The 20,929-nt window shown below is 61.0% G+C and carries 20 protein-coding genes; 4 read left to right on the top strand and 16 right to left on the bottom strand.

Annotated features, from left to right (window positions below):
* Positions 1-37 precede the first annotated feature (37 nt).
* Positions 38-2,380 carry a M28 family metallopeptidase gene (locus CLU93_RS24070; protein ID WP_180287928.1) on the top strand — a complete coding sequence of 781 codons (2,343 nt, stop codon included), beginning with the start codon at positions 38-40 and terminating at the stop codon, positions 2,378-2,380.
* Between the two features lie 15 nt (positions 2,381-2,395).
* On the opposite strand, the gene CLU93_RS24065 is transcribed toward CLU93_RS24070, so the two are convergent.
* A complete protein-coding gene (locus CLU93_RS24065; RefSeq protein ID WP_035819202.1) occupies positions 2,396-2,650 on the bottom strand; it encodes a hypothetical protein in 255 nt (84 codons plus the stop codon).
* Between the two features lie 20 nt (positions 2,651-2,670).
* Positions 2,671-3,456 carry a DNA/RNA non-specific endonuclease gene (locus CLU93_RS24060; protein ID WP_099763640.1) on the bottom strand — a complete coding sequence of 262 codons (786 nt, stop codon included), beginning with the start codon at positions 3,454-3,456 and terminating at the stop codon, positions 2,671-2,673.
* Between the two features lie 184 nt (positions 3,457-3,640).
* On the opposite strand from CLU93_RS24060, the gene CLU93_RS24055 reads away from it, so the two are divergent.
* The gene (locus CLU93_RS24055; protein WP_099763639.1) at positions 3,641-4,168 is read left to right on the top strand and encodes an SRPBCC family protein; all 528 of its coding nucleotides are present in this window, start codon (positions 3,641-3,643) and stop codon (positions 4,166-4,168) included.
* Between the two features lie 78 nt (positions 4,169-4,246).
* On the opposite strand, the gene CLU93_RS24050 is transcribed toward CLU93_RS24055, so the two are convergent.
* The 6 genes from CLU93_RS24050 to CLU93_RS24025 form a co-directional block, all read right to left on the bottom strand.
* Entirely contained in the window at positions 4,247-5,260 is a 1,014-nt protein-coding gene (locus CLU93_RS24050; RefSeq protein ID WP_099763638.1) for a response regulator, read from the bottom strand.
* Positions 5,253-6,350 carry a hybrid sensor histidine kinase/response regulator gene (locus CLU93_RS24045; protein ID WP_099763637.1) on the bottom strand — a complete coding sequence of 366 codons (1,098 nt, stop codon included), beginning with the start codon at positions 6,348-6,350 and terminating at the stop codon, positions 5,253-5,255. Before CLU93_RS24045 ends, CLU93_RS24050 begins: the two co-directional genes overlap by 8 nt.
* The gene (locus CLU93_RS24040; RefSeq protein ID WP_099763636.1) at positions 6,350-7,693 is read right to left on the bottom strand and encodes a sensor histidine kinase; all 1,344 of its coding nucleotides are present in this window, start codon (positions 7,691-7,693) and stop codon (positions 6,350-6,352) included. Before CLU93_RS24040 ends, CLU93_RS24045 begins: the two co-directional genes overlap by 1 nt.
* Complete coding sequence (locus CLU93_RS24035; RefSeq protein WP_099763635.1) at positions 7,693-9,087, bottom strand: class I SAM-dependent methyltransferase; 1,395 nt, start codon at positions 9,085-9,087, stop codon at positions 7,693-7,695. Before CLU93_RS24035 ends, CLU93_RS24040 begins: the two co-directional genes overlap by 1 nt.
* A gap of 219 nt (positions 9,088-9,306) precedes the next feature.
* Complete coding sequence (locus CLU93_RS24030) at positions 9,307-10,332, bottom strand: AraC family transcriptional regulator (RefSeq protein ID WP_180287927.1); 1,026 nt, start codon at positions 10,330-10,332, stop codon at positions 9,307-9,309.
* Complete coding sequence (locus tag CLU93_RS24025; RefSeq protein WP_099763634.1) at positions 10,332-11,234, bottom strand: GGDEF domain-containing protein; 903 nt, start codon at positions 11,232-11,234, stop codon at positions 10,332-10,334. The genes CLU93_RS24030 and CLU93_RS24025 overlap by 1 nt, the downstream gene beginning before the upstream one ends.
* 306 nt (positions 11,235-11,540) lie before the next feature.
* Here CLU93_RS24025 and CLU93_RS24020 point away from each other — a divergent pair, with 306 nt between their 5' ends.
* Together CLU93_RS24020 and CLU93_RS24015 are read left to right on the top strand one after the other, a co-directional pair.
* Positions 11,541-14,090, top strand: coding sequence for a TonB-dependent receptor (locus CLU93_RS24020; RefSeq protein ID WP_099763633.1), 2,550 nt, complete (start codon positions 11,541-11,543; stop codon positions 14,088-14,090).
* Positions 14,091-14,107: 17 nt separating this feature from the next.
* On the top strand, positions 14,108-15,967 hold the full coding sequence (locus CLU93_RS24015) for a phytase (RefSeq protein WP_099764580.1): 1,860 nt from the start codon (positions 14,108-14,110) through the stop codon (positions 15,965-15,967).
* 111 nt (positions 15,968-16,078) lie between these two features.
* Here the strand turns inward: CLU93_RS24015 and CLU93_RS24010 are convergent, their stop codons facing one another.
* The 8 genes from CLU93_RS24010 to CLU93_RS23980 form a co-directional block, all read right to left on the bottom strand.
* The gene (locus CLU93_RS24010; protein WP_143451802.1) at positions 16,079-16,423 is read right to left on the bottom strand and encodes a hypothetical protein; all 345 of its coding nucleotides are present in this window, start codon (positions 16,421-16,423) and stop codon (positions 16,079-16,081) included.
* Positions 16,424-16,446: 23 nt separating this feature from the next.
* Complete coding sequence (locus CLU93_RS24005; protein WP_099763631.1) at positions 16,447-16,812, bottom strand: RHS repeat-associated core domain-containing protein; 366 nt, start codon at positions 16,810-16,812, stop codon at positions 16,447-16,449.
* 124 nt (positions 16,813-16,936) lie between these two features.
* On the bottom strand, positions 16,937-17,350 hold the full coding sequence (locus CLU93_RS24000) for a hypothetical protein (RefSeq protein WP_071077172.1): 414 nt from the start codon (positions 17,348-17,350) through the stop codon (positions 16,937-16,939).
* A 16-nt stretch (positions 17,351-17,366) separates the two neighbouring features.
* Positions 17,367-17,651 carry a hypothetical protein gene (locus CLU93_RS23995; RefSeq protein WP_143451801.1) on the bottom strand — a complete coding sequence of 95 codons (285 nt, stop codon included), beginning with the start codon at positions 17,649-17,651 and terminating at the stop codon, positions 17,367-17,369.
* A gap of 183 nt (positions 17,652-17,834) precedes the next feature.
* The gene (locus CLU93_RS27955; RefSeq protein WP_143451800.1) at positions 17,835-18,797 is read right to left on the bottom strand and encodes a hypothetical protein; all 963 of its coding nucleotides are present in this window, start codon (positions 18,795-18,797) and stop codon (positions 17,835-17,837) included.
* Positions 18,798-18,919: 122 nt separating this feature from the next.
* The gene (locus CLU93_RS23985; protein ID WP_099763628.1) at positions 18,920-19,348 is read right to left on the bottom strand and encodes a DUF4279 domain-containing protein; all 429 of its coding nucleotides are present in this window, start codon (positions 19,346-19,348) and stop codon (positions 18,920-18,922) included.
* Between the two features lie 112 nt (positions 19,349-19,460).
* Positions 19,461-19,955: a hypothetical protein gene (locus CLU93_RS27950; protein ID WP_143451799.1), complete on the bottom strand. Its 495-nt coding sequence runs from the start codon at positions 19,953-19,955 to the stop codon at positions 19,461-19,463.
* A gap of 166 nt (positions 19,956-20,121) precedes the next feature.
* Complete coding sequence (locus CLU93_RS23980) at positions 20,122-20,916, bottom strand: substrate-binding periplasmic protein (RefSeq protein WP_099763627.1); 795 nt, start codon at positions 20,914-20,916, stop codon at positions 20,122-20,124.
* Positions 20,917-20,929: the final 13 nt, after the last annotated feature.

Raw genomic sequence — 20,929 nt, 5'->3', positions numbered from 1 at the left:
CGACTCTTTCCGAGTGAAAACCATGACAAGGATAACCATGCAGCTGTTCCCTCCCCACCTTTACGCCACGTGCGTCCTCACCGCCGCTACCCTGCCTGGTGCCCTGTACGCACAAGTGCCGGCCCTCGCCGGACAGTGGCAATTCCAGACGGCGACGGGCACGACCACGGCGAATGGCGTCGAGGTCGACCTGATCGACACGGGCATACTCGACATCACCGAAGACCAGGGCAGCTTGCGCGCGACAGTATCCTGGCTCGACGAACGGGGCCAGCTCACGCCGCCGCGCACGGTGCATGGCATGGCCAGCCCGGCCGGCACCGTCTTCCGGCACGGCGGCAAGCGCGTCAGCACGGGGAGAAGCGGCAAGGAAGTGAGCACCGACGTGACGATCCGCTGGACCTTGCAAGCCAAAGGCAACGTGCTGAGCGGCGAACGCCTGGTCGAAACCGATGAGAACGAACCCAAGCCGGTGACGGGAACGCGGCTAAGGGAGCGCTATGTGCCGCCGGTGATGCAGGCCGCGCTGCCGGGAACTGCAGCAAGCGCCACCGCGCGCGGCCCGTCTACCCCGGCCGAACGCGTGCGCGTAGTGCAGATAGCGCAAGCGGCGCAGCGCGATCCTCTGGCGCTGCAGCAGCGCGATGGCACCTGGCTCAGCGCATGGATCGATGCCATTCCCGACCTCACGTTTGGCGCCAGCATGCCCGATGACTGGCTGAGCACCGCCCCCACGCCGGCCACGCGCGAGGCCCTGCGCTTCCAGTACCTGGCCAGCGTGATGGCTTTCCAGATCGATCACCCGGAACAGGCCCGGCAGCAAGGGGACCGCGACCTGGCGGGCATGCAGGGCGTGCTGCGCGCCTATGAAACACTGCTGCGCCAGGATAAGCTGAACCGTTCCGCAAAACTGGACGCGGCGCTGGCGGCGCGCCAGCAAGACCGGCTGCCCGCCTTCCTGGCGACGCTGTCCGGCAGGGATGCCAGCATCGAGGCCACGCCATCACCATCTGGCGACGCCACGGCGCGCCGGATCGTGGCGCTGGGCACCAGCGAGCCGCGCGCCATGGACTGGCTCGACATCCTGAGCAACCGCTTCGGTGGCCGCATGGCAGGCAGCGACGCCTACACGCATGCGGCGCAATGGGCGCGCATGCAACTGCGGCAATGGGGAGTGCAGGCAGAATTGGAAGAAGCCGGTGACATGCCCGTCGGCTTCAACCGCGGCCCCTGGTCGGGCAAGATGCTGGCGCCCCAGCAGCTGCCCCTGCGCATGGCGACGCCCGCCTACACGGCCGGCACGCGTGGCGTGCAGCAGGGCCGGGCAATTATGGGGCCGGCCACCCTGGAAGAGGCGCAACAGCGCGCTGCGCAATTCAAGGACAAATGGGTGCTGACGGGTGGTGAAAGCGGCGGTGGCGGGCGCGATGGCAAGACCATCCACAAGCCCGGGGCCATCACCCGGCTGCTGATACAGGCCGGCGCCCTCGGCACCATCCAGTCTGGCGAAGAACCGCTGTATGCCGCCAGTGCGGCGCCCGCTACCTGGGCGACCCTGCCGACCTTGCCCGACATCAAGCTGGCCGCGCCACAGTACGCCGACATCCGCCAGCGCCTGGCGCGCAGCGAGCCCGTCACCCTGGAGTTTGACATCCGCAACTGGTTCTATCCGGGCCCGGTGACGTATCACAACGTCGTCGCCCGCATTCCCGGCACGGAAAAGCCGGAAGAAATCGTGCTGATCGGCGCCCACCTCGACAGCTACGATGGCGGTGCGGGCGCGGCCGACAATGGCGGCGGCGTGGCCACCATGCTGGAAGCGATGCGCCTGCTGGCCAAGTCCAATGCCAGGCCGCGCCGCAGCATCATGCTGGTGGCCTTCGGCGCGGAAGAAATCGGCCGCAAGGGTTCGTTCGCGTTCGCCGAGCGGCATGCAGGTGAATTGAACAATATCGTCATGATGCTCAACCGCGACGGCCGGCCCGGCGCCATCGACGGCATCGCCATTCCCTCGGCCTGGAAGAGCGTGTTTGGCCGCGTCGAACTGGCCCTGCAAGACATCCACCCCGTGTTCGGCTTCGCCACAACCATCAACGATGTACCGCGCGATGCCAGCAAGGCCATGAACGCGCGGGCCGGCAGCGATGACGCCGTCTTCAGCCTGCATGGCGTGCCGACGCCGAAATTTACCGTGCTCGGCGATTTCGACTATGCGCGCGTGCATCACACGGTGCTCGACACGTATGACAACGTGCTGCCTTTCAGCGCGGCGCAGCAGTACTCTGCCATCGCCATCGCCCTGACCGCGTATGAAGTTGCGAATGCGCCGGAAGAGATCAGCCGGAACGGCTACTATCGCGACGCCAGCCCGCCAAAATAGGTGCTGGTCCCAACGTCACTCGAACGGATTGGCCACCGACGTCACCTCGGGCGGTGGCAACTGGTCGGGCAGTTCCTGCTTTTCCAGTTGCGCCACCACGTCGGCCAGCAGTTTTTGCAGCTGTTTCGCCAGGGCCAGGCCCGGCTTGTCCAGGGTCAGGTCGATGTCGCCGCTGATGCTGATGCGGTCGATGCGGTTTTCGATGCTCAGATTGCCGATTTCCAGCACATCGCTTTCATTGGCATACGGAACGAATTTCTTTGCGCACATGGGATTTCCTTTCAACGGTCTTATTTTTTGGACTTGCTATTGATCTTGGGCAAACTCAGCATGCGCAGCTTTTGCTGGCGCGTCAGCGACGGTAACAGATCGATGCCTATCCTGTCTTCCAGTTGCGCAATGCTCAGCATTTCATACGCCTTGGTATCGACATTTTCGATAAAGTAGGCGGCACCGGCGCGCTGGCGCGGGCTGTACACGGCCTTGTACAGGTGGCTGGGCACGATCACGCGCCCCACCTTGCGCAAGTTACCGCCAATAAACGCCGGCCCCGTGATCACGTACAAATCGCCCTCCTTCTTCGCCATCTTGCGCACGGCGCCTTCGATGCCGGCCCACACATAGCGGTTGTTGCGCGCATCCTGCGGCACCATATTGGCCAGGGTAAAGCTGTCGCGCTGGCTCTGGCGGTCCGGCATGTCGCCGTTCGGCGCCATGTGGCCACGGTCGAAGCCGCTGCGCGCATAATCGGCCAGTTCCGCGCGCTGGGCCGCGGGCAGCTTGCGTTCGGCATGGAAGGAATTTTCGCGCGACAAGTCCTGCGCCGCTTCCAGGTTGTTCGCCGTCAAGTGCTCGGCCGACCACAGCGGCGTGCGGGTAATCCCCGAGTGCATCACGCCAAACACGTTGTAGCACAGCTCCTTGGTCGCCACGTCCAGCTTGGGGTTGGTGATTTCCGGCTTGCGGCCATCGACGTAATGGGCGGGACAGGCATCGGCATGCGCCAGGTTCGCGGCAAAGGCGGACGCCAGCAAGCCGCACGCCAGGGTCAGCCTGGCGATCGTTCGTTGAATCATATTTCCCTAAGTGAAATCGTTGCAGGCCAGCATTCTAGCGGACGCCGGCCCCGTGCCACAATCCTGCCGTGCGGTCCTGCGCAGAGCTGGCGCAAATAAAGGCCAAGCGGCTGCGCACAGCCATTCATATCTGCTAAGATTGCCTTGATTCGTTCGCATCGACCATTCAAGATCTGGAGAGCATATGATCAAAAAAACCCTGCTGCTGATCGTCGTCGTCGTCGCCGCCATCCTCGGCTATGCCACCACCAAGCCCGACACCTTCAGTGTCCAGCGCGAAATCACCATCAAGGCCCCGCCCGAGAAAATCGCCGGCCTGATCACGGACTTCCATTACTGGGCCGCCTGGTCGCCGTGGGAAAAGCTCGATCCGGCCATGCGCCGCACCTTTGCGGGGCCGGCCAATGGCCTGGGCGCGCAATATGCGTGGCAAGGCAATGACAAGGTGGGCGCCGGCCGCATGGAAATCACGGAAGCGGCCAAGCCCGAGCGCACCGTCATCAAGCTGGACTTCCTGAAACCGTTCGAAAGCCATAACACCACCACGTTTACCATGACACCAGAGGGCGACGGCACCAGGGTGAACTGGACCATGACGGGCCCCAGCCCTTACGTCAGCAAGGTCATGACAGTGTTTGTCAGCATGGACCGGATGATCGGCAAGGATTTTGAAAAAGGCTTGAACAACCTGAAGGCCGCGTCAGAGCGCTAAGCTCTGCTCGCAGCAAGCAGAAACAGGGCCCGCGCGGCCCTGTTTTCTTTGGCGCCGGCCCCTTGAAGGGGGCCCTGCTCAGAACTGCTCGATCCAGGCCGCCAGGTGATCCGGCGTGAGCGCCGGTTCAGCCTGCACCACCTTGCCCTGCAAGCCTTGTTCCGTCTTGCTCAGCTGCAAAGACCAGCCGCGCCGCGCCAGCCACAGCAAGCTGGCCAGCCAGAATGCGTGGATGGACGAGACGGGCGTGGTGGTCGGCGTTTCCAGGAATTCCGTCAGCAGGCGGCCATCGAGGAACAGGGCCGTGCCGCCCTGGTTTTGCAGCGCCGCGCCAAACACGGGCAACAGCATGTCGATCGCCTGCTCCACGCCGCGTCCCGGGTGCTCGCGCTCGAGCGTGTCGAGCTGCTGGCGCACGGCGGCGGCAAAGGCGGTGCCGCGGAAGGCTTCCGAACTGACCAGGTCGGCATAATCCATCAGCAGCCAGTCCGGCTCGGGCGGCGTGACGCCGGCCGTCAGGGCCGCCGACAGATACGCTTCCACGGGCAGCTGCTGTTCCGGACCGGCCAGGCTGGCGCACAGGGCGTACAGGGTGCCGATGCGGTTGGCGACGGCTTGCCGCTGGCGCACCATCAGCTTTTCGCGCAGCAACTGGGCGTGTTCATTGCGCAGCCGCGCCAGTTCCAAAGCCTGCTTGAGTTCCATGCGCAGCGCCGCGATATCCCACGGCTTCTGGATGTAGCGGTGGATCTGCCCCTGGTTGACGGCTTCCACCGTGTGCTCCAGCTCGGAATACGCAGTGGTCAAAATGCGCACGATGTGCGGATAGCGGTCCCAGGCATAGGACAGCAATTCGTTGCCATACGCGCCCGGCATGCGCTGGTCCGACACCAGCACGGCGATGCGCTCGGCTTGCGCGTCGAGGATGCGCTTGCCCTCCTCGACCGAGGTGGCCGTCAGCACGTTGGCCAGCGGCGCGATGGCGCGCTGGAAATATTTGAGGGCGTTGGCCTCGTCATCGACATAGAGTATCGTCGGCAAGCCTTGCGCCGGCTCAAGCTGAGCCGGCAAACGCAGATTGGCGTCAATCATGCTCGTTCCTTATATGTACTGGAAAATTCAGGGTAACCGTGGTGGCACTGCCAAATTCGGTGGCGATATCGAGGTTGCCGCCGAACGATTGCATCATGCGGTGGCAAAACACCATGCCCCAGCCCTTGCCTTCGTCGCCGCTGGCACTGACGGGGTCGCGCAACAGCTGCGCGACAATCTCGGGGGCGATGCCGGCGCCATTGTCGCGCACCGTGATGCGGCCCGCATCGATACGGATGCCGATCGCAGGATGGGCTTGCTCGCCGGCCGAACGCAGGGCATTCGCCAGCACGGACGATAAAATCAGCGCAACGCAATTGGGCGACTCGGCAATGGCGAAATCCTCGCCCTGCTCGACCGTGATGGCGGCGCGCTGGGCCGTGCTCAAGGGATAGCTGTCGAGCAAGGCGGCCAGCAACTGGCGCGCGCTGCCGGCGCTGCGTCCGCCCTGCATGCCCGGCCCGGCGCTGGCCAGGCGCACCGTGTCGACAAAACTGGCCAGCACGGACAAACAATAGCGCGCATTGTCGTGCATCAAGGCGGCCGCTTCGCCGATCTCGGCCTGTGGTGCAGAGTCCGCCTGCGCGCGGCGCGCGATGCCGCGCGCAAAATTGGCGATGGCCGCCAGCGGCGTGTTCAATTCGTGCGCCAGAAAGGCCAGCGATTCCTCCATCGCCACCAGGCCCTGGCGGCGCGCGGCGCGCTCGCGTCCCGTCTGCACGGCCAGCTGCAGCGCCGTTTGCATGGCGGCCAGGTCGAGCGGCTTTTCCAGCAGGCGAAACAGCGAGCCGCCATTGATCAGTTCGAGCAGCACGTCCTTGTCCGCATACGCCGTCACCAGCATGCAGACGATGTGCGGATAGCGCTGCGCCACTTCCTGCAGCAGCTCGCTGCCCAGGCGGTCCGGCATGCGGTAATCGGTGACGAGCACATCGATGTTGGCGGCCTCATCTTTCAGCATGGCCAGCGCCGCATCGACGCTGTGCGCCGTCAGCACACGGTAGCGCGCACCGATGGCGCGCGCGAAGTACTTGCAGGCGAGCGCTTCATCGTCCACGTACAGCACGCTGGCGCGGCTATCGTTGTCCATTAACGGCCCTCCCAGTCGGAGCGCTGCAAGTCGAAATTCATGCTGGCCCATACACCCAGCTCGCTTTCGGCGCAGAGGGTGCCGCCGTGGCGCTCGATCACGCCATAGCTGATGCTCAGGCCCAGGCCCAGCCCCTGCCCCACTTCGCGCGTGGTGAAGAACGGTTCGAACACGCGCGCCAGGTTTTCCGGGGCGATGCCGGGGCCGTTGTCGCGCACGCTGATGCGCAGGCGATTCTCGTCCCAGCGGGCCGTGATGCAGATCTCGAACGGTGGCGCATTACCCTTGCGCATGGACAGCACGGCATTGCCCAGCAAATTGATCAGCACGCCCACGATGGCCGCCTCGTCGCCGCGCACCAGGGTGTCGACCGGCAAGTCGTGGCTGATGCTGACATTCTTCGTTTCATGCCCCACCAGGCGGATGGCCGCGTCGAGCGCGCTGCGGAACTGGAAATGGCCCGTTTCCAGCTGATTGCCGCTCTTGCGGTAGGCAAAGGTTTTTAAATCGGACACGATGTGCTGCACGCGCAGCATGCCCTGCTTGGCGTCGGCCAGGCATTCGCCCACCAGCGCGCTTTGCCTGGCGGCCGGGTCTTCGATGGCCACCTCGATGGCCATCATGCAAAAATTCACGGGGTTGTTGACTTCATGCAGCATGCCGGCGGCCAGGGTGCCGAGAGCGGCCATTTTCTCCTGCTGCAGCATCTGCCCCTTGATATCGGCCAGGCTTTTGTTGGTTTCTTCCAGCTGCGTATTCTTTTGCGCCACTTCCGCCTTCAGCTGGAACAGCATGAAGCGGGCGCGCTCATTGAAATAGGTGAACACGGCGCTGATGCTGGCCGACATGATCAGGAACAGGCAATTGACGACAAACGTGGCCGGCAAGTCGAAGCCGCCCGCATGCAAGGCGCAAGCGGCCACGTACAGCAGGCAGGAGATGGCGCCGAAGACCATGTTTTGCCACAGGCCGAAGGCCAGCACGATGCCCGAGGAATAGATGGCCAGGGTCATGCCCACGTAATAGATCGAGGTGGCGCCTTCCGTGACGGCGATCATCCAGGCGATCATGATTTGCGGCAGGATCAGCCACACAAACGTCAGTCCCTGGATGCGGTCTTGCGCCCAGCGCGTGCGCATGGCCAGCACGACGCAAAAGATCAGCACGGACACGACGATGCGCGCGCTGGTAAACGCCGACTGCTTGTCCGGATACAGGGCCGAATCGAGGCCCATGCCCAGCAGGATCAGCACGATGCCCGTGTAAGCGCCGCCGCGGCTGAATTCCAGGCGGAAGTCGCGCAAAACGGCCGTGTAGCCGGCGTGCAGGCCTGGAGTATCCATCAAGGAATGCTCACTTCCGCAAACACATTCACGCCCGTGGCGTCGACATAGATTTTCGGCGCCGTCGCATGTTCGGGCAGCAAGGCCGACAGGCCCGCCTCATTGCGATAGATCAAATGCCACTCCAGCAAATGCTCCATGCCGAACTTGCCCGGATTGTCGGCGTGCACATTCGTCACCAGCAGGCGCCCGCCCGGCCCCACGCGCGAGGCGAAATGCAGCAGCAGGCGCGCGCACACCTTGTCGGACAGGTAATCGAACAGGCCGGCGCAATACACGGCGTCGAAACTGCCAGGCAAGCCCGTGATGCCCGAGCCGTGGCGGCGCTTGAGCAGGTTGTGCACGGAGTCGTGCACATAATCGATTTCCACCACGCTTCCCGTGCGCTGCATGATGGTGGTCAGGCGCGCGCGCGTCCAGTCCAGCGTTTCGCTGCTGAAGTCGACCAGCTCGAACGCCAGCCACTGCGCATCGGGGCACGTTTCCAGGAAACGCTGCACTTCGATGGCGGGGCCGCAGCCCACGTTGAGCACTTTATACACGCGCCCGGCAACACGCGCCTCGGCCGCCTTGTGCGCCAAAAATTCCGTCAGGATGTCGATGCGGTTGCGGTGCGCCGTCGCCACGGCCGCCTGCAGGAAGGCTGCATTGACGATCTGAAAATACGTGCTCGGACCCTGGCGCGGATCGTCGAGCAGCTGGTTGACCATCTGGTAATCGCCCGCATAGCCGAGCGGTTTGGTAAACGTGCGGAAGACGAACGGCGCGCGCAGGATCAGCGGGTGCAGCGCCGTCTGGGCAAAGGCCCGGTGGGCCGGCGCCCGTTCTTCCTCGACCAGCGAGGCTTCCACCTCGAGCTGGCGCAAGTACAGCTGGGTTTGCTCCATCAGCGGCAAGGCCAGCTCGTCGAAGATGTCGGCGCGCAGGCGGCCGTTTTCCTTCGGCAGCGAGTCCGACAAGTCGACTTGCTCGACCCAGCGCGCCACTTCCGACAAAAAGGCGCGCATTTCGTTGACGACGATCTGGTAATCGCGGCGGATGCGGAAGCGCTCGCCCCAGCCCGCGACAAACGCGCTGGACTCTTTCGCCACGGCGCCCTTGACCACCACCACATCGCTCAGCTCGCGCCACTCGTCGATCAGGGTGACGGAAACGATGGCGGTCAGGCCCGTGTTGACGCTGCTGATGACGACGGCCTTGCCCACATAGGCGTTCTTTGCCCCCATGCGCACCGTCAGGTCATTGAGCACCTCGCTGACCTGCACAATCGAGTAGGGATTGTAGATTTCCATGACCAGCGAATTGCGCTGCAAGTTGAAAATCGTGCCGCGCACCGCCTCACCCTGGGTGTTACGGAAACTGACGACTGGATCGATCTGCGATTGTGAATACACGATTGGGCATTATCAAGTTGCCCGGCTGCCGGCGCACCACGCTGGGCACGCCAGTTTCCAGGCTGGGTTAAGGCACGGCACAGCGGTCGTCGCCGCCGCACCGGAGCGCCTCAAAGCGCGTCTGTTCGCTCTCTGGTCGAGTGTACTATGGATGTAGCAGAACGGGCAATTGTTCCCACTGGAATGACTGTCCGTGGCGCTGGCGCGCAACGCCGCCATTCAACCGGCCACGAACAATGCCAGCGCATGGCGCAACAACTGCGGCGTTTGCCCCGTCCAGCGCTTGAACGAGCGGCGAAAGTTGGTGGCATCATGAAAGCCGAGGTAGGCAGCCACGGCGTCGTTGTCGTAGCCATGCGCCTGGAACAGGTAGATGGCCTTGTGCGCGCGCACCTGGTCCAGCTCGGCCTGGAAATGCGTGCCATGGCGTGCCAGGTGGCGCTTGAACGTGGCGGGACTGACGCCGAATTCCTGTGCCGTGCGTTCCAGCGTGGGTGCGCAGCGGATATTGGCCAGCAGGTAGTCGTACAGCGCGCCGAGCAGGCTCGCCGCCGGCACGGGCGCCAGGGCCGCCGCGCGCAAGGCCAGCGCGGCCGCCGTGGCATTGCCGCGCGGCCAGGGTTTATCCAGCCAGCTGGAATCGATAAGCATGGCATCGACCTGGCAATCGAAACGCAGCGCCTGGCCCAGGTGCACTTCATGCTGCTCCACATGACGGGGCCGCGCGCGGTTGAAGCAGAAGCGCCACGGCAACGCCTCGCCGGCCAGCCAGCGGCACATGGCCGCCAGCGCCGTCATGTGCATTTCCACCAAAAAAGGCAGCTGGCTGGGCGCGCCGAACGCATCGACCCAGTACAGCACGTGCAGCTCGCCCGCCTCGCGCAAGCGCGGTTGCAGCAGCGGACACAGCAAGGTATGCAAGCCGCACAGAATGCTCAAGGCCTGGCGCAGATTCTGCGCCTGCAGCAAGGCATGGCTGGCCGCGCCGTAGTGGCCGGGCAGCATTTGCTGACCCAGCATGAAGCTGGTGTCGGCACTGTCCAGGCCGCGCGCCACATTGGCCAGCAGTTGCAGGTACTGCGCGGCGCTGACCTGGCTTTCCGCACACGGCAGCGCACCGCCGTCGAGTCCCGTGCCCTTGAGCAGCGGCGCCACAGCCAGTTCGCGGCTGCGCGCGTAGTCGAGCACCAGCGCCGGCTGGTGATGGGCCGCGATGCTGGGGTCGCCTTGCTGGTTCAGCGACATCAGGCAGGCGCGGCGGAACTGATCCCGGCACCGGAGCGCGGCGTTTCCACGGCACGGCTCAGTTCGGCCAACACCACTTCCGGCACGCCATCGGTGAGCGAGCAGGCATGTCGCAGGCTCAAACGGATTTCGCGGTTGTCGTTGGCGTGGTGGCGCATCTGCCCCACCATGGCGCACAGGTGGCGCGCCTTCACGGCCGCATCCTCGCGCGACACGCCCGGCATCAGCACGGCAAAGCGGTCGCCCGCATAGCGGCACAGCAAATCGTCATTGCGCAAGTTCAGCAGCAGCATGTGGCCCACGGCTTGCAGCACGCGGTCGCCTTCGCGGTGGCCGTACTCGCGGTTAATCAAGTGAAAGCTGTCGATGTCGAGCAAGACCAGCGCGCAATCGAGACCGGGGCGGCGTTCCTGTTCCAGACGCATCTGCGTGCGCAGATAGCTGGCGTCGGCCAGCTGCGTGATGCGGTCGAAGGCGCGGTGGTCGCGGAACAGGCGCTCGCGCTTTTGCAAGTGTTCGTTCAGGCGGAACTGTTCCTGGCGCCAGTAATACATGCCGATGGTCAGCACCAGCATGCCAAACGGAATCAGCGCTTCCAGCCAGTTGTCCCACACGGCGCTCTTCTCGACGGCAAAGAATTCATCCAGGCAATCGGCCCAGGAGCCCAGCATGATGGCGCACAGGCCGCCGGCGATCAGGCTCGTCACACGTCCGCGTGGACGGCTGCTGAGGGTAAACAAAAACCAGACGCCCGCCATGACGGCCGTGCCGCCTTCGCAGACGATATCCATCCACTTCCAGATGGCAAACGGTTTAACGTAGCCTAGTGTGGCGTACAGGAAAAAGAACAGGGGCAATGCCAGCGCGGCGGCAATCAGACTGTTACGGTGCAACGGCAGCATGTGGGGAACCTTTAAAAGTGGTGCTGTCGCCACGATAGCGCCCGCCCATGACGGCACGATGACATACGCCAAGCCCCTGCGGCAGGTGCAAACGGCTCATCATGCGCAACGCAACTGAGGCAAATCCGGCTAGCCATTGCCCGTGCGCCCTGCGCTGGCAGGTCATTTCAGCTCACTACGCTTCATTTCCGGCCGGAAAGCGTTCACAGGCCGTTGTTTTCAGGGTGACAAGCCCTTGCCTGTCACGCAACCGTCATATTTGCTGCCTAGAATCCGCCCGGTTCCCTACCCCTAACCGAGCTCTTCATGAAAACCATGCACACTGCGTTCCCCTCCCCGCTGCGCCTCACCGCCCTGTCCCTCGGCATCATGGCCGTCTTCAGCGGTCCAAGCCATGCACAAGCGCAAGATGCCGACGGCCAGCCGGCCGCCACCGTCGTCGTCAGCGGCCAGCGCGCCAGCCTGCGCAACGCCATCGCCGCGCAAGAGAAAGCCGACAACATCATCAGCGTCATCAGCAGCGATGATATCGGCGGCTTGCCCGATAAAAACGCAGCCGAGGCGCTGGCCCGCTTGCCGGGCGTATCGGTGCAGCGCGACCAGGGCGAAGGCCGCTACATCACGGTGCGCGGCCTGGGGCCGGACTTGAACGCGGTGACCATCAACGGCGCGCTGGTGCCATCGCCGGAAGCGGGCCGCCGCGCCGTGGCGCTCGACATCCTGCCTGCCGGCCTGATCCGCACACTGGAAGTCTCGAAGACCCTGCTGCCGGAAATGGACGCCAACTCGCTGGGCGCCACCATCGAAGTCAAATCGCTGTCCGCCTTCGACTTGCCGGGGAAGCTGCTGTCGGCCAACCTGGGTGCCAGCCATGATGAAAAGACGGGCAAGACCAGCCCCAGCGGCGGCGCCCTGTGGGCCCAGCGCTTCCTCGATGGCAAGCTGGGCGTGGCCGCCGGCCTGAGCGCGGAAAAGCGCTCGTTCGGCTCCGATGACGTGGAAACGGGCGGCGCCTGGAGCAAGGGTAAATTATCCAGCCTGGAGTTGCGCGACTACCTGCCCGTGCGCAAGCGCGGCGCGCTGGCCGTCAACCTCGACTACCGCCCGGAAGCGGGCAACAGCTGGTTTTTGCGCTCTTTTGTGAGCGAATTTTCCGACGATGAAGTGCGCGACCGCCTGACCATCAGCAATATCGCGGGCGGCAGCCTGGCCGAAGGAGCAACAGGCAGCGCGCGCGCCGAGCGCCGCATCCGCCAGCGCAAGTACACGCAGCAAGTACGCTCGCTGGTGCTCGGTACGCAGCAGAAATCGGGCGACTGGACGCTGGACGTGAAAGGCGGCATGAGCCGCGCCACGGAAGATACGCCAGAGTCCTTGAACGACGGCCGTTTCCGCGGCACCAGCAATTTTGCCGGCATCAGTTTCACGGATACGCAGGAGCCGACATTGAGCGGCCCCGCCTCGCTGTACGATCCGGCCAACTATGCGCTGAACGCCATCACCCTGCAAAAGCGCTACTCGAAGGACAATGAACACCACGCGCGTATCGACCTGGCGCGCAAGTTCGACGTCGCCACCCTGAAATTCGGCGCCAAAATCAGCCGCCGCGAAAAAACCAATGACACGGATCAATGGGCGTATAACAGCAACAAGGCCAGCAGCGGCAATTACTGGGGCGCCGGCTCCACGTCGATGAGCAACTTCGTGCAAGGCCACACGCTCGACTACGACCTGGGCAACATCGGCGTGGCGCTGGACCCACGTCTCATCCGCGCCCGCGTGGCGGGCCTGGACCGCACCAAGGCGCGCCTGGCCACCGAGTCCATCATCAACGATTACCGCATGCATGAAGACATCAACGCCATGTATGTGCAAAACAGCTACGACTTCGACGCCTGGCACATCCTCGGCGGCGTGCGCCTTGAACGCACCAGCTTTGAAGCGGCCGGCTCGCAGGTGGACAGCGCAGGGTTGGCCACCCCCTTCGCCACGGCACTGACGCGCGAACGTTCGTACACCAACTGGCTGCCGAACCTGCAAACCCGTTACGACGTCGATCAAAAAACCAGCGTGCGCGCCGCCTGGACGCAAGCCGTGGTGCGCGCCAACTTCAGCCAGCTGGCGCCGGGCATCAGCCTGGCCAGCAACACGGAAGCCGTGATCGGCAACCCGGACTTGAAACCGCTGAAAGCCAACAACCTGGACCTCGGTATCGAGCGCGTGCTGGGCAACGACGGCGTGATGTCCGCCTACGGTTTCTACAAGGACATCAAGAATTTTACCTACACGACGAACCTGGCCGGCACGGGACAGTGGGCCAATTACACCTCGGCCACCTCGTATGCGAACGGCGATGCGGCCAAAGTGAAAGGCATCGAACTGGCCTACATGCAGCCGCTGCGCATGCTGCCGGCGCCATTCAACAAGTTCCTCGTCGGCGTGAATGGCACCCTGAGCACCTCGAGCGCACAAATCGGCCGCTACGACAAGGCCAGCAAGCAGCAGATGAACCGCGACATCCGCCTGCCGGGCCAGTCGAACCAGGTGATGAACTTGATGCTGGGCTATGAAACGGGGCCGGTCAGCGCCCGCCTGGCCCTCAACTACAAGTCGCCGTACCTGCTCGAAATGGGCAACGACATCCTCGATCAAAGCCAGGACCACATCGTCGACAGCCAGAAGCAGCTCGATTTCTCGCTGTCCTACCAGATCAACAAGCAGTTCCAGGTGGTCTTTGAAGCGGCGAACCTGAACAACGAGAAATACTATGTCTACCAGGGCACGAAGCAATACAACGTGCAGAACGAACAATATGGCCGCACTTTCAAAGTGAGCCTGAAAGCCAGCGCCTTCTGATGATGATTTCCAATAACATGAAAAAAACCGTACTCTGCAGCGCTTTGCTGGCTGCCTTCTACATCATGGGCACGGCACAGGCCGCGCCTGCCCAAGCCGTTCCCTCCTTCACACAGGAAGCGGAAGAACTGGCCCGCCTGCCCGGCGGCGGCTGGCTGACCCTGGACAAGCACGGCTTGCGTTTGTTTAATGCGGCCGGCCAGGAGCAGGACCGCATCGCCGTGCGCGCCAAGCAGCTCGATACGCGCATCGATGGCAATCGCGTGCTGGCCGTATTCCTCGAAGCGGACACGCAGCGCCCGCTGCCCGTGATGGTCGATGTGCAAGCCGGCAAGCTGGTCAAGCTGGCGCCGTTTCCCGTGCCAACGTTTTCCGTGGAAGCATCGTGTTTGTACCGCGACGCGCAGCAACTCGATCATCTGTTCTTGATCGGCAAGGATGGGCAAGCAGAACAGTGGGTGATGCAGGGCGAACAGCGCAGCCTGGTGCGCAAACTGGCTTTGCCGCCGCACGCAAAATATTGCCGCGTCGACGATGGCGCGCAGCGCCTGCTGGTGAGCGAGTCCGACATGGGCGTGTGGGCGTATGACGCCGATTCGGAGGGCATGGGCAAGCGCGAAGTGGTGGCGCTGCGCAAGCCATATGGCCAGCTGGACGGCGGCGCCGGTGCGCTGGCCGTGCTGCCCGGTGGCGTGGCCGTGCTCGACGGCAAGGCGGAAAAGCTGCACCTGTTTGCGCATGAAACCGGCAAATGGACGGCGCAGCCAGCCCAAGCGGTGGCATTGAACGTGCGCAAAGGCGACAGCCAGCTAACGCTGGACAAGGAGTCGCTACTGCTACGCGGCAAGAACGGCTGGCAAACGCGGCCCTTGAAATGGAATGGTAAGGCGGAAACACAGCCTGCGGTGGCCATCATCGCCCCGCAAGCGCAGACGGCGCCGATGGCGCGCCAGGGCGACGCGGCCGACGATCCGGCCATCTGGCTGGCCAGCAACCGGGCCGACTCTCGCATCCTCGGCACCAACAAAAAGCAGGGACTGCTCGTCTACGACCTGCAAGGCAAGCAGACGCAGCTGCTGGAAGTGGGCCGTTTGAACAACGTCGACGTGCGCCAAGGTATCCGTTTTGGCGGCAGCAAGGTCGACCTGGCCGTGGCCACCCAGCGCGACGACAACAGCATGATGCTGTTCACTATCAATGCCAGCGGCGAGGTGGCGGAAGCGGGCCGTTTTCCGACCGGACTGAAAAGCATCTACGGCATGTGTCTGTACCAGCCAGCCAGCGGCGGCGTGCAAGCGTTCATCAACGACAAGGATGGCACTTTCCAGCAGTACAGCATCGGCTTGAGCGGCAACCAGTTCAGCGCCACCCTGTTGCGCAGCTTCAAGGTCGCCACACAGCCGGAAGGCTGCGTGGCCGACGACGCCAACGCCCGCCTGTTCCTGGGCGAGGAAACGCGCGGCATCTGGACCACCTCGGCCGACGCCGCCAAGCCCGACGCCCTGACCATGGTCTTGCCCGTCGGCGCGAACCTGACGGCCGACGTGGAAGGCATGGCCATCTACCGCCAGCCGGGTGGCAAGGCCGACACTGGCTACCTGATCGTCTCCAGCCAAGGCGACAGCAGCTACGTGGTGCTCGACGCGCAAGCACCTTACAAGGTGCGCGGCCGCTTCAAGGTGGGATTCAACTTGCCCGCCGGCATCGACGGCACCTCGGAAACGGATGGCCTCGACGTCACGTCCGCCAACCTGGGCGGCGCGTATGCGCAAGGCATGCTGGTAATCCAGGACGGCTACAAGCGCCTGCCCGATGGGCCGCAGAACTTCAAGTATGTGGCGTGGGGGGATGTGGCGAAGGCGTTGGGGCTGGATTAAGTTAGCGACAACAGGGGCCGGCCAGTCAGCCAGAGTGTATAAGTAAAAGCAGTGCAGGACATCCATGCCATGCATGGATGTCCTGCTGCGCTCACGTGCCCCGGTGTTTGCCTATGGCGATATCCAACGGTACTTTTCCAGCACGCGGTCATGCTTGTCCAGCGTCACGGACCACGCTTCCATCCCTAATGTCAGGCGATTTTCGTACCACAAGCGTACCATGCAGGGTTCCTGGCATGGCGTCGAGGCATAGCGCTCGAACAGCTTGCCCTGAAGCTCCACATGCGATGGTGCACCCAGTTCAGCGATCACGGCTTCCCGCACAGCGCCCGGCTGGATCATGGCGTAACCTTTTTCCTTGTTGTGGGAGATCACATGACATGCCGTGACATACCAGACCGGGCTGAGAATGAGTAGCCACAGCACTGTCTTTTTAAGTGATATTTTCAATTTCATGCCTTACTTCCCGTTAAATCTGTTCAACGCGCTATCCAGGCCAATTGGAATGGCCCCTCCTGCCCCATGTAGTAAGTCGTCGCGCCCGGCAAGTTCTGTACATCCCGCGCAGTGCCTCCTGGGAAGGGAATCCAATTTGTCGCAACGCCTGTGCCATAGCTGGCCGTGCCAAAACCCTGCACGGCCGCAGCGACATGGCCGAATGGATTGGAGAGGACGTTGCGAACGCCGCCAGTAATAATCATGATATCCAGACCCAGGGGATCCACATTGCTCAGCGGATTAGCTTCCACATACACATATGTGTTGCTCCCGCCTTGCAGGCCAATCGGATCACTTTGTAATACGGAACTGCTCAGTCCGTGTCCGTTTGTCGGCACTGAGCCCATGCCGCGCAAGCGCCTGCCCGATGGACCGCAGAATTTCAAATATGTGGCGTGGGGGGGATGTGGCGAAGGCGTTGGGGCTGGATTAAGTTAGCAACGGCCGGTCCCTTCGGGAGCGGCCCCGTCACTATGCGCGCGGCATATCGATATGAAATGGCAGCCGCTTACCGCATAAGTCCACCATGCCCGACACAAGCAGGCGTCGTGCCGACAACTCAATGATGTTGACGGCCGATACGTCACCGTACTCCATCATATACATGCCCGACTCCTCCGCCTCGGGATGCGTATCGAGCATCCCGATCGCAAACGTTCCTCCCTGCCCTTCCGGTATGCGCAAGCCGTGCAGGAAAAACGCAGGCGGATACAGCGCCCACGACCATTCCGCGTCATCGGGCTCGGTCAAGCGCATAAACACATCGTCGTCCCCATGGATATCGATGTTTAGTTCCACCATGCCAGTGCCGTCTTCTTCCAGGCTAATGCTTGATTTCGCGATATCCACGTCAAAATTGGTGTCACCTATACTAAAAACAGTCATTCAATACTACTCCGGGTTACAGGTAAATATGCGGCGCGACAGGCAGCAAGGAGCGCAGGGCAACCTCATCGATCAGCAAACCAGAAGGATAAATCCGGCAATTACGGTGATCGTTCCAATGCTCAATTTTTATCCTTTTGACCATGTTCGTGCCATCATTGTCAACGCGCGCCGAAATGGCGTCAACGTTCATCGCCTTTAAAATAGTGCCGGTGAACGCAAGAAAAGGCCGCTTACTCCGCAAAACAGGCAAAACCTGTAACGTCCGCTTCCGCCCCAAAGCCGCCGGTGGTATTTTCAACGGCTTCCTATTTTGCTACCGAAATTGGACGTTTGACGCGAATTCGCTGGAAGTCTTTGCGATCTACTTCTAGGCTCAGCGGGAAATTTATGACGAAAGGGAAACGACTCCTCTGGCGATCTCTCACGTTCATAACGCCGTAGCCGACGCACATGGACGTTTTCTTGGAGGAATGAGAGGTATTCAGATACGACTGGGAGAGCGATCCAGTGCTAGGTTTAGTCCAACACTGCGCACGTATCCAGCTCTAGCTAACGGATGTAGTTTGTCTATTTCCAAATTATGGTAAGCAGGAAAATCTGGTCGCAGATATCGGTCAGACCTCAACCAATAAACCAAATAGATCCCGTGCCGCGTTTCGAGCCTTTCCATATAAGCGGGCAGCTGGTGAGTGAATCCATGTTCCAGATCCGCGCTGTGCGCCTTCTTTGCCTCAATAGCTATTTTTGCCTGGCCAACATTTTCAACGTGCCCATAGACACAGAAGTCCACACTTCCTCCGCCTGCTCTAGGTTCACAAGAAACCTCGAAATTGTTCACCCCTCCGTATATAGCGAGAAAACTAGCGACAAGCCGGCTCATTTCCGGTTCGCTCAGTGGTTCAATATCGGAGTCAGCTCCCGTCCACAAAAATTTTTCAGCGCCATACCTACGGATATCCATTTCACAAAAGGACAGACAATCCAGCACCCGCGAGAAGAGCGCTTCAACTGATGGGTAAGAATCACCTGCACGTTGAGATCCGCATTTCAGGTCACGAATCATACCAAGTGGCGGCGTCGTATAAGGTGTATGCACCGAACGCATGGCTGCATTCATGTCTTCGCCCTTTGGCGTAATCCCACAGCCTACGGAGGTAGCAGTCCACTGGATTGCGACGTGATACGGGTCGCTGCCGTCATACTTTGCACTATTCTGATGCAGCCCGTTCCTCCGGATGAACACCTGACCATTTGAGATACAAGATTCGATGATGTAGCCCGGATATTCGAGTCTAAAAAGATGCTTGGTAGGTCCACTAAGATAGCCTTCACGGGCGATAAATTCAATAGTCCCTGCATCCTGCGTGAAGTCCGAAATTGATATTGGAATCGGAGCATCCTCCGAAATTGAGAGCTTTACCCGGCCTAACGATATTGTGCGCATAATTGACGTTCATTACCTTTCCTAAGTACGACATTCAAAAGAAACTTAATATCCGCGAAGGTCTGCTTGTGGCTGCGGATTCAATCGGTCAACGCAACACACTGTTCAAAGTCGTTGTTCAGCTAAACGTCGCCATCGCTATCGTCATCAGGACCGTAGATGTCCAGATCGAACTCGATTCCGCGTGAACCAAGAGCAAGCATGGTTTCCGGACTGATCGAGAGGCCGTCGTTCGTACTCTGCATGAACGCGCCACAAAACATATCCACATCATAGGAAGAGGTCAGGGCCTGCCAGACCATAAGATCGTTAGTCATTTTGGCCATAAGCCATTTGATCTGACCATCAAGGTCTTCCGGCTCCGTGCGCTTAGCCGTAAGGAGCCAACTCCCGCAGGTAATTGTTCGCTCCCTTCCAGATGGATACTTGATCACTTCTCCCTTTACTCTTGCTTGGGTCGGCTCGCATTTCAACATGCGCGAGATTTCCGCCGGCTGGAGTTCGTCACCGAAAATTCTTAGGCCTGCTGCTGATTGACGGATTAGTCCCATAATTAGTGTGATCGTTCGTTATCCCGCGTTAAAAGGTCGGTTTCGGTTAATGCTTCAGAGTCCGCTCATGGGCGGTTGCCGCCGTTGGCGGGGTCCGCGCCATAGCGGACGGTCACTTTCTCGCTTCGAAGATTAGTTCTCCGTCAAGATTAATGCGGTAGTAGCCGAGTGGGGTTCCAAACGAGTAGCAATCTTCGTAATCATTACCAATGGCGCCGCAATGGATGACCAGTGAGTGCCTGTTTTCGAAGTCGAGACGCAGATCAAAAGCTGGAGTGGAACAAGTTACTCCCGTGATTAGTTGTCCACAAATGGATTGGCTGCCATTGACCATCGGGCCATCTTTGGCGTTTTCCATATAGCTCCCTGCAACGACTTTCGAGTCAGAGTCGATCCGCCAGGGGCACCAGAGCAACATCGAATAAGCACCGTCATATAGCCGAACTGACTCACTCAAATAAGGGTTTTTCACAGGCTTTCGTTTGAGCGTCCGGACGCCAATGCTTAGTCCGAGGATAGACCCTGAACCTTCACCGCAAACGACGCCCCAACAATCCTCGCCAATCAATGCTGAAAGGTCGCGCAGGAGTGCATCGCGTAAAGGCATACTGAATTCCTAGTTAATTGTTGACGTTTCAGTCGCCACCGTCGGCTCGTGGCCAGTAGCGGCACCAGAGCATAGCGGATTGCCAAGCAGAAAAACTCACAAATTGTCACGCTGCCGCGAATGACCGCTTGTGGCCGCTTGCTGTCGTTGGTAGGAGAGTCTTAGCCTAGTGTTCTGTGGCGGAATTTGACACTAATCGCGCATATCTTTTGACAATGCGGTCGTAGCTTCCATCTCGCTTCATTAATGCCATTTCCCTATCGAAATCATGAGACGGTTTACTCAAATCGCGTACCTTGGTAAAGGCTAGGTAGCTAGGCATAAATTCGAGTGGTGGAGATACTTCCTTGATCTTTGAGAGCAAGTTGAGGCGTTCTGCCGTGTCCATAGCAACTTCTCGTAAGCTAGGGACAAGATCGACGCGTCCAAGCGCCAATTTTGCGAGATTGCTATCGATATTGTTGGTCGGATCGATAGACGGCAAAGTCCCATTTTTGACGGCCGCATCGAACTTCTTGCCGTAACTTGTCCCGATTATGATGCCGATTTTGACGTCGCGTAGAGTGCTTAGATCGCCATCAAAGCTTATCGTCGAGTTCCGTCTAGCGAAGAGGGTAATGGCCTGAGTGGTTAATGCCTCATTAGTAAATCCAAGGAACTGTTCTCGCTCCGGCAGCCTAAAGCTCGAGAAGACACCGTCAACTGCACCTGTCTTGGCCTCGGTAAGGCACCTCGCCCAAGGCATCAATTTGAACTGTACCTTATATCCCGCTCTGCGGAACGCCTCTGTGACTAGATCGATAAGCATGCCGGTCGGCTTACCGTCGACCTGAAAATATGCAGTCGGTCGGGTATTGGCGGCAGCCAGCAGCAGCGTCTCGGCCTGAGCCGCGCGCGCCGTCATAATCGAAACCAATAACATCAACAATAACGATATTGTGGCTTTTAAGCGGAAGTTCATCTTTACTCCTTGA

It is taken from the genome of Janthinobacterium sp. 35 (genome assembly GCF_002754575.1).
GTDB classification, from domain to species: Bacteria; Pseudomonadota; Gammaproteobacteria; order Burkholderiales; family Burkholderiaceae_D; genus Janthinobacterium; species Janthinobacterium tructae.
This window is presented reverse-complemented; position numbering and strand designations above follow the sequence as displayed.

Bases quoted from the DNA above. Each gene is read 5' to 3' on its own strand.
- CLU93_RS24070 (WP_180287928.1), top strand. From the start codon at position 38: ATGCAGCTGTTCCCTCCCCACCTTTACGCCACGTGCGTCCTCACCGCC.
- CLU93_RS24065 (WP_035819202.1), bottom strand. From the start codon at position 2,650: ATGTGCGCAAAGAAATTCGTTCCGTATGCCAATGAAAGCGATGTGCTG.
- CLU93_RS24060 (WP_099763640.1), bottom strand. From the start codon at position 3,456: ATGATTCAACGAACGATCGCCAGGCTGACCCTGGCGTGCGGCTTGCTG.
- CLU93_RS24055 (WP_099763639.1), top strand. From the start codon at position 3,641: ATGATCAAAAAAACCCTGCTGCTGATCGTCGTCGTCGTCGCCGCCATC.
- CLU93_RS24050 (WP_099763638.1), bottom strand. From the start codon at position 5,260: ATGATTGACGCCAATCTGCGTTTGCCGGCTCAGCTTGAGCCGGCGCAA.
- CLU93_RS24045 (WP_099763637.1), bottom strand. From the start codon at position 6,350: ATGGACAACGATAGCCGCGCCAGCGTGCTGTACGTGGACGATGAAGCG.
- CLU93_RS24040 (WP_099763636.1), bottom strand. From the start codon at position 7,693: ATGGATACTCCAGGCCTGCACGCCGGCTACACGGCCGTTTTGCGCGAC.
- CLU93_RS24030 (WP_180287927.1), bottom strand. From the start codon at position 10,332: ATGTCGCTGAACCAGCAAGGCGACCCCAGCATCGCGGCCCATCACCAG.
- CLU93_RS24025 (WP_099763634.1), bottom strand. From the start codon at position 11,234: ATGCTGCCGTTGCACCGTAACAGTCTGATTGCCGCCGCGCTGGCATTG.
- CLU93_RS24020 (WP_099763633.1), top strand. From the start codon at position 11,541: ATGAAAACCATGCACACTGCGTTCCCCTCCCCGCTGCGCCTCACCGCC.
- CLU93_RS24015 (WP_099764580.1), top strand. From the start codon at position 14,108: ATGAAAAAAACCGTACTCTGCAGCGCTTTGCTGGCTGCCTTCTACATC.
- CLU93_RS24010 (WP_143451802.1), bottom strand. From the start codon at position 16,423: ATGAAATTGAAAATATCACTTAAAAAGACAGTGCTGTGGCTACTCATT.
- CLU93_RS24005 (WP_099763631.1), bottom strand. From the start codon at position 16,812: ATGGGCTCAGTGCCGACAAACGGACACGGACTGAGCAGTTCCGTATTA.
- CLU93_RS24000 (WP_071077172.1), bottom strand. From the start codon at position 17,350: ATGACTGTTTTTAGTATAGGTGACACCAATTTTGACGTGGATATCGCG.
- CLU93_RS27955 (WP_143451800.1), bottom strand. From the start codon at position 18,797: ATGCGCACAATATCGTTAGGCCGGGTAAAGCTCTCAATTTCGGAGGAT.
- CLU93_RS23985 (WP_099763628.1), bottom strand. From the start codon at position 19,348: ATGGGACTAATCCGTCAATCAGCAGCAGGCCTAAGAATTTTCGGTGAC.
- CLU93_RS27950 (WP_143451799.1), bottom strand. From the start codon at position 19,955: ATGCCTTTACGCGATGCACTCCTGCGCGACCTTTCAGCATTGATTGGC.
- CLU93_RS23980 (WP_099763627.1), bottom strand. From the start codon at position 20,916: ATGAACTTCCGCTTAAAAGCCACAATATCGTTATTGTTGATGTTATTG.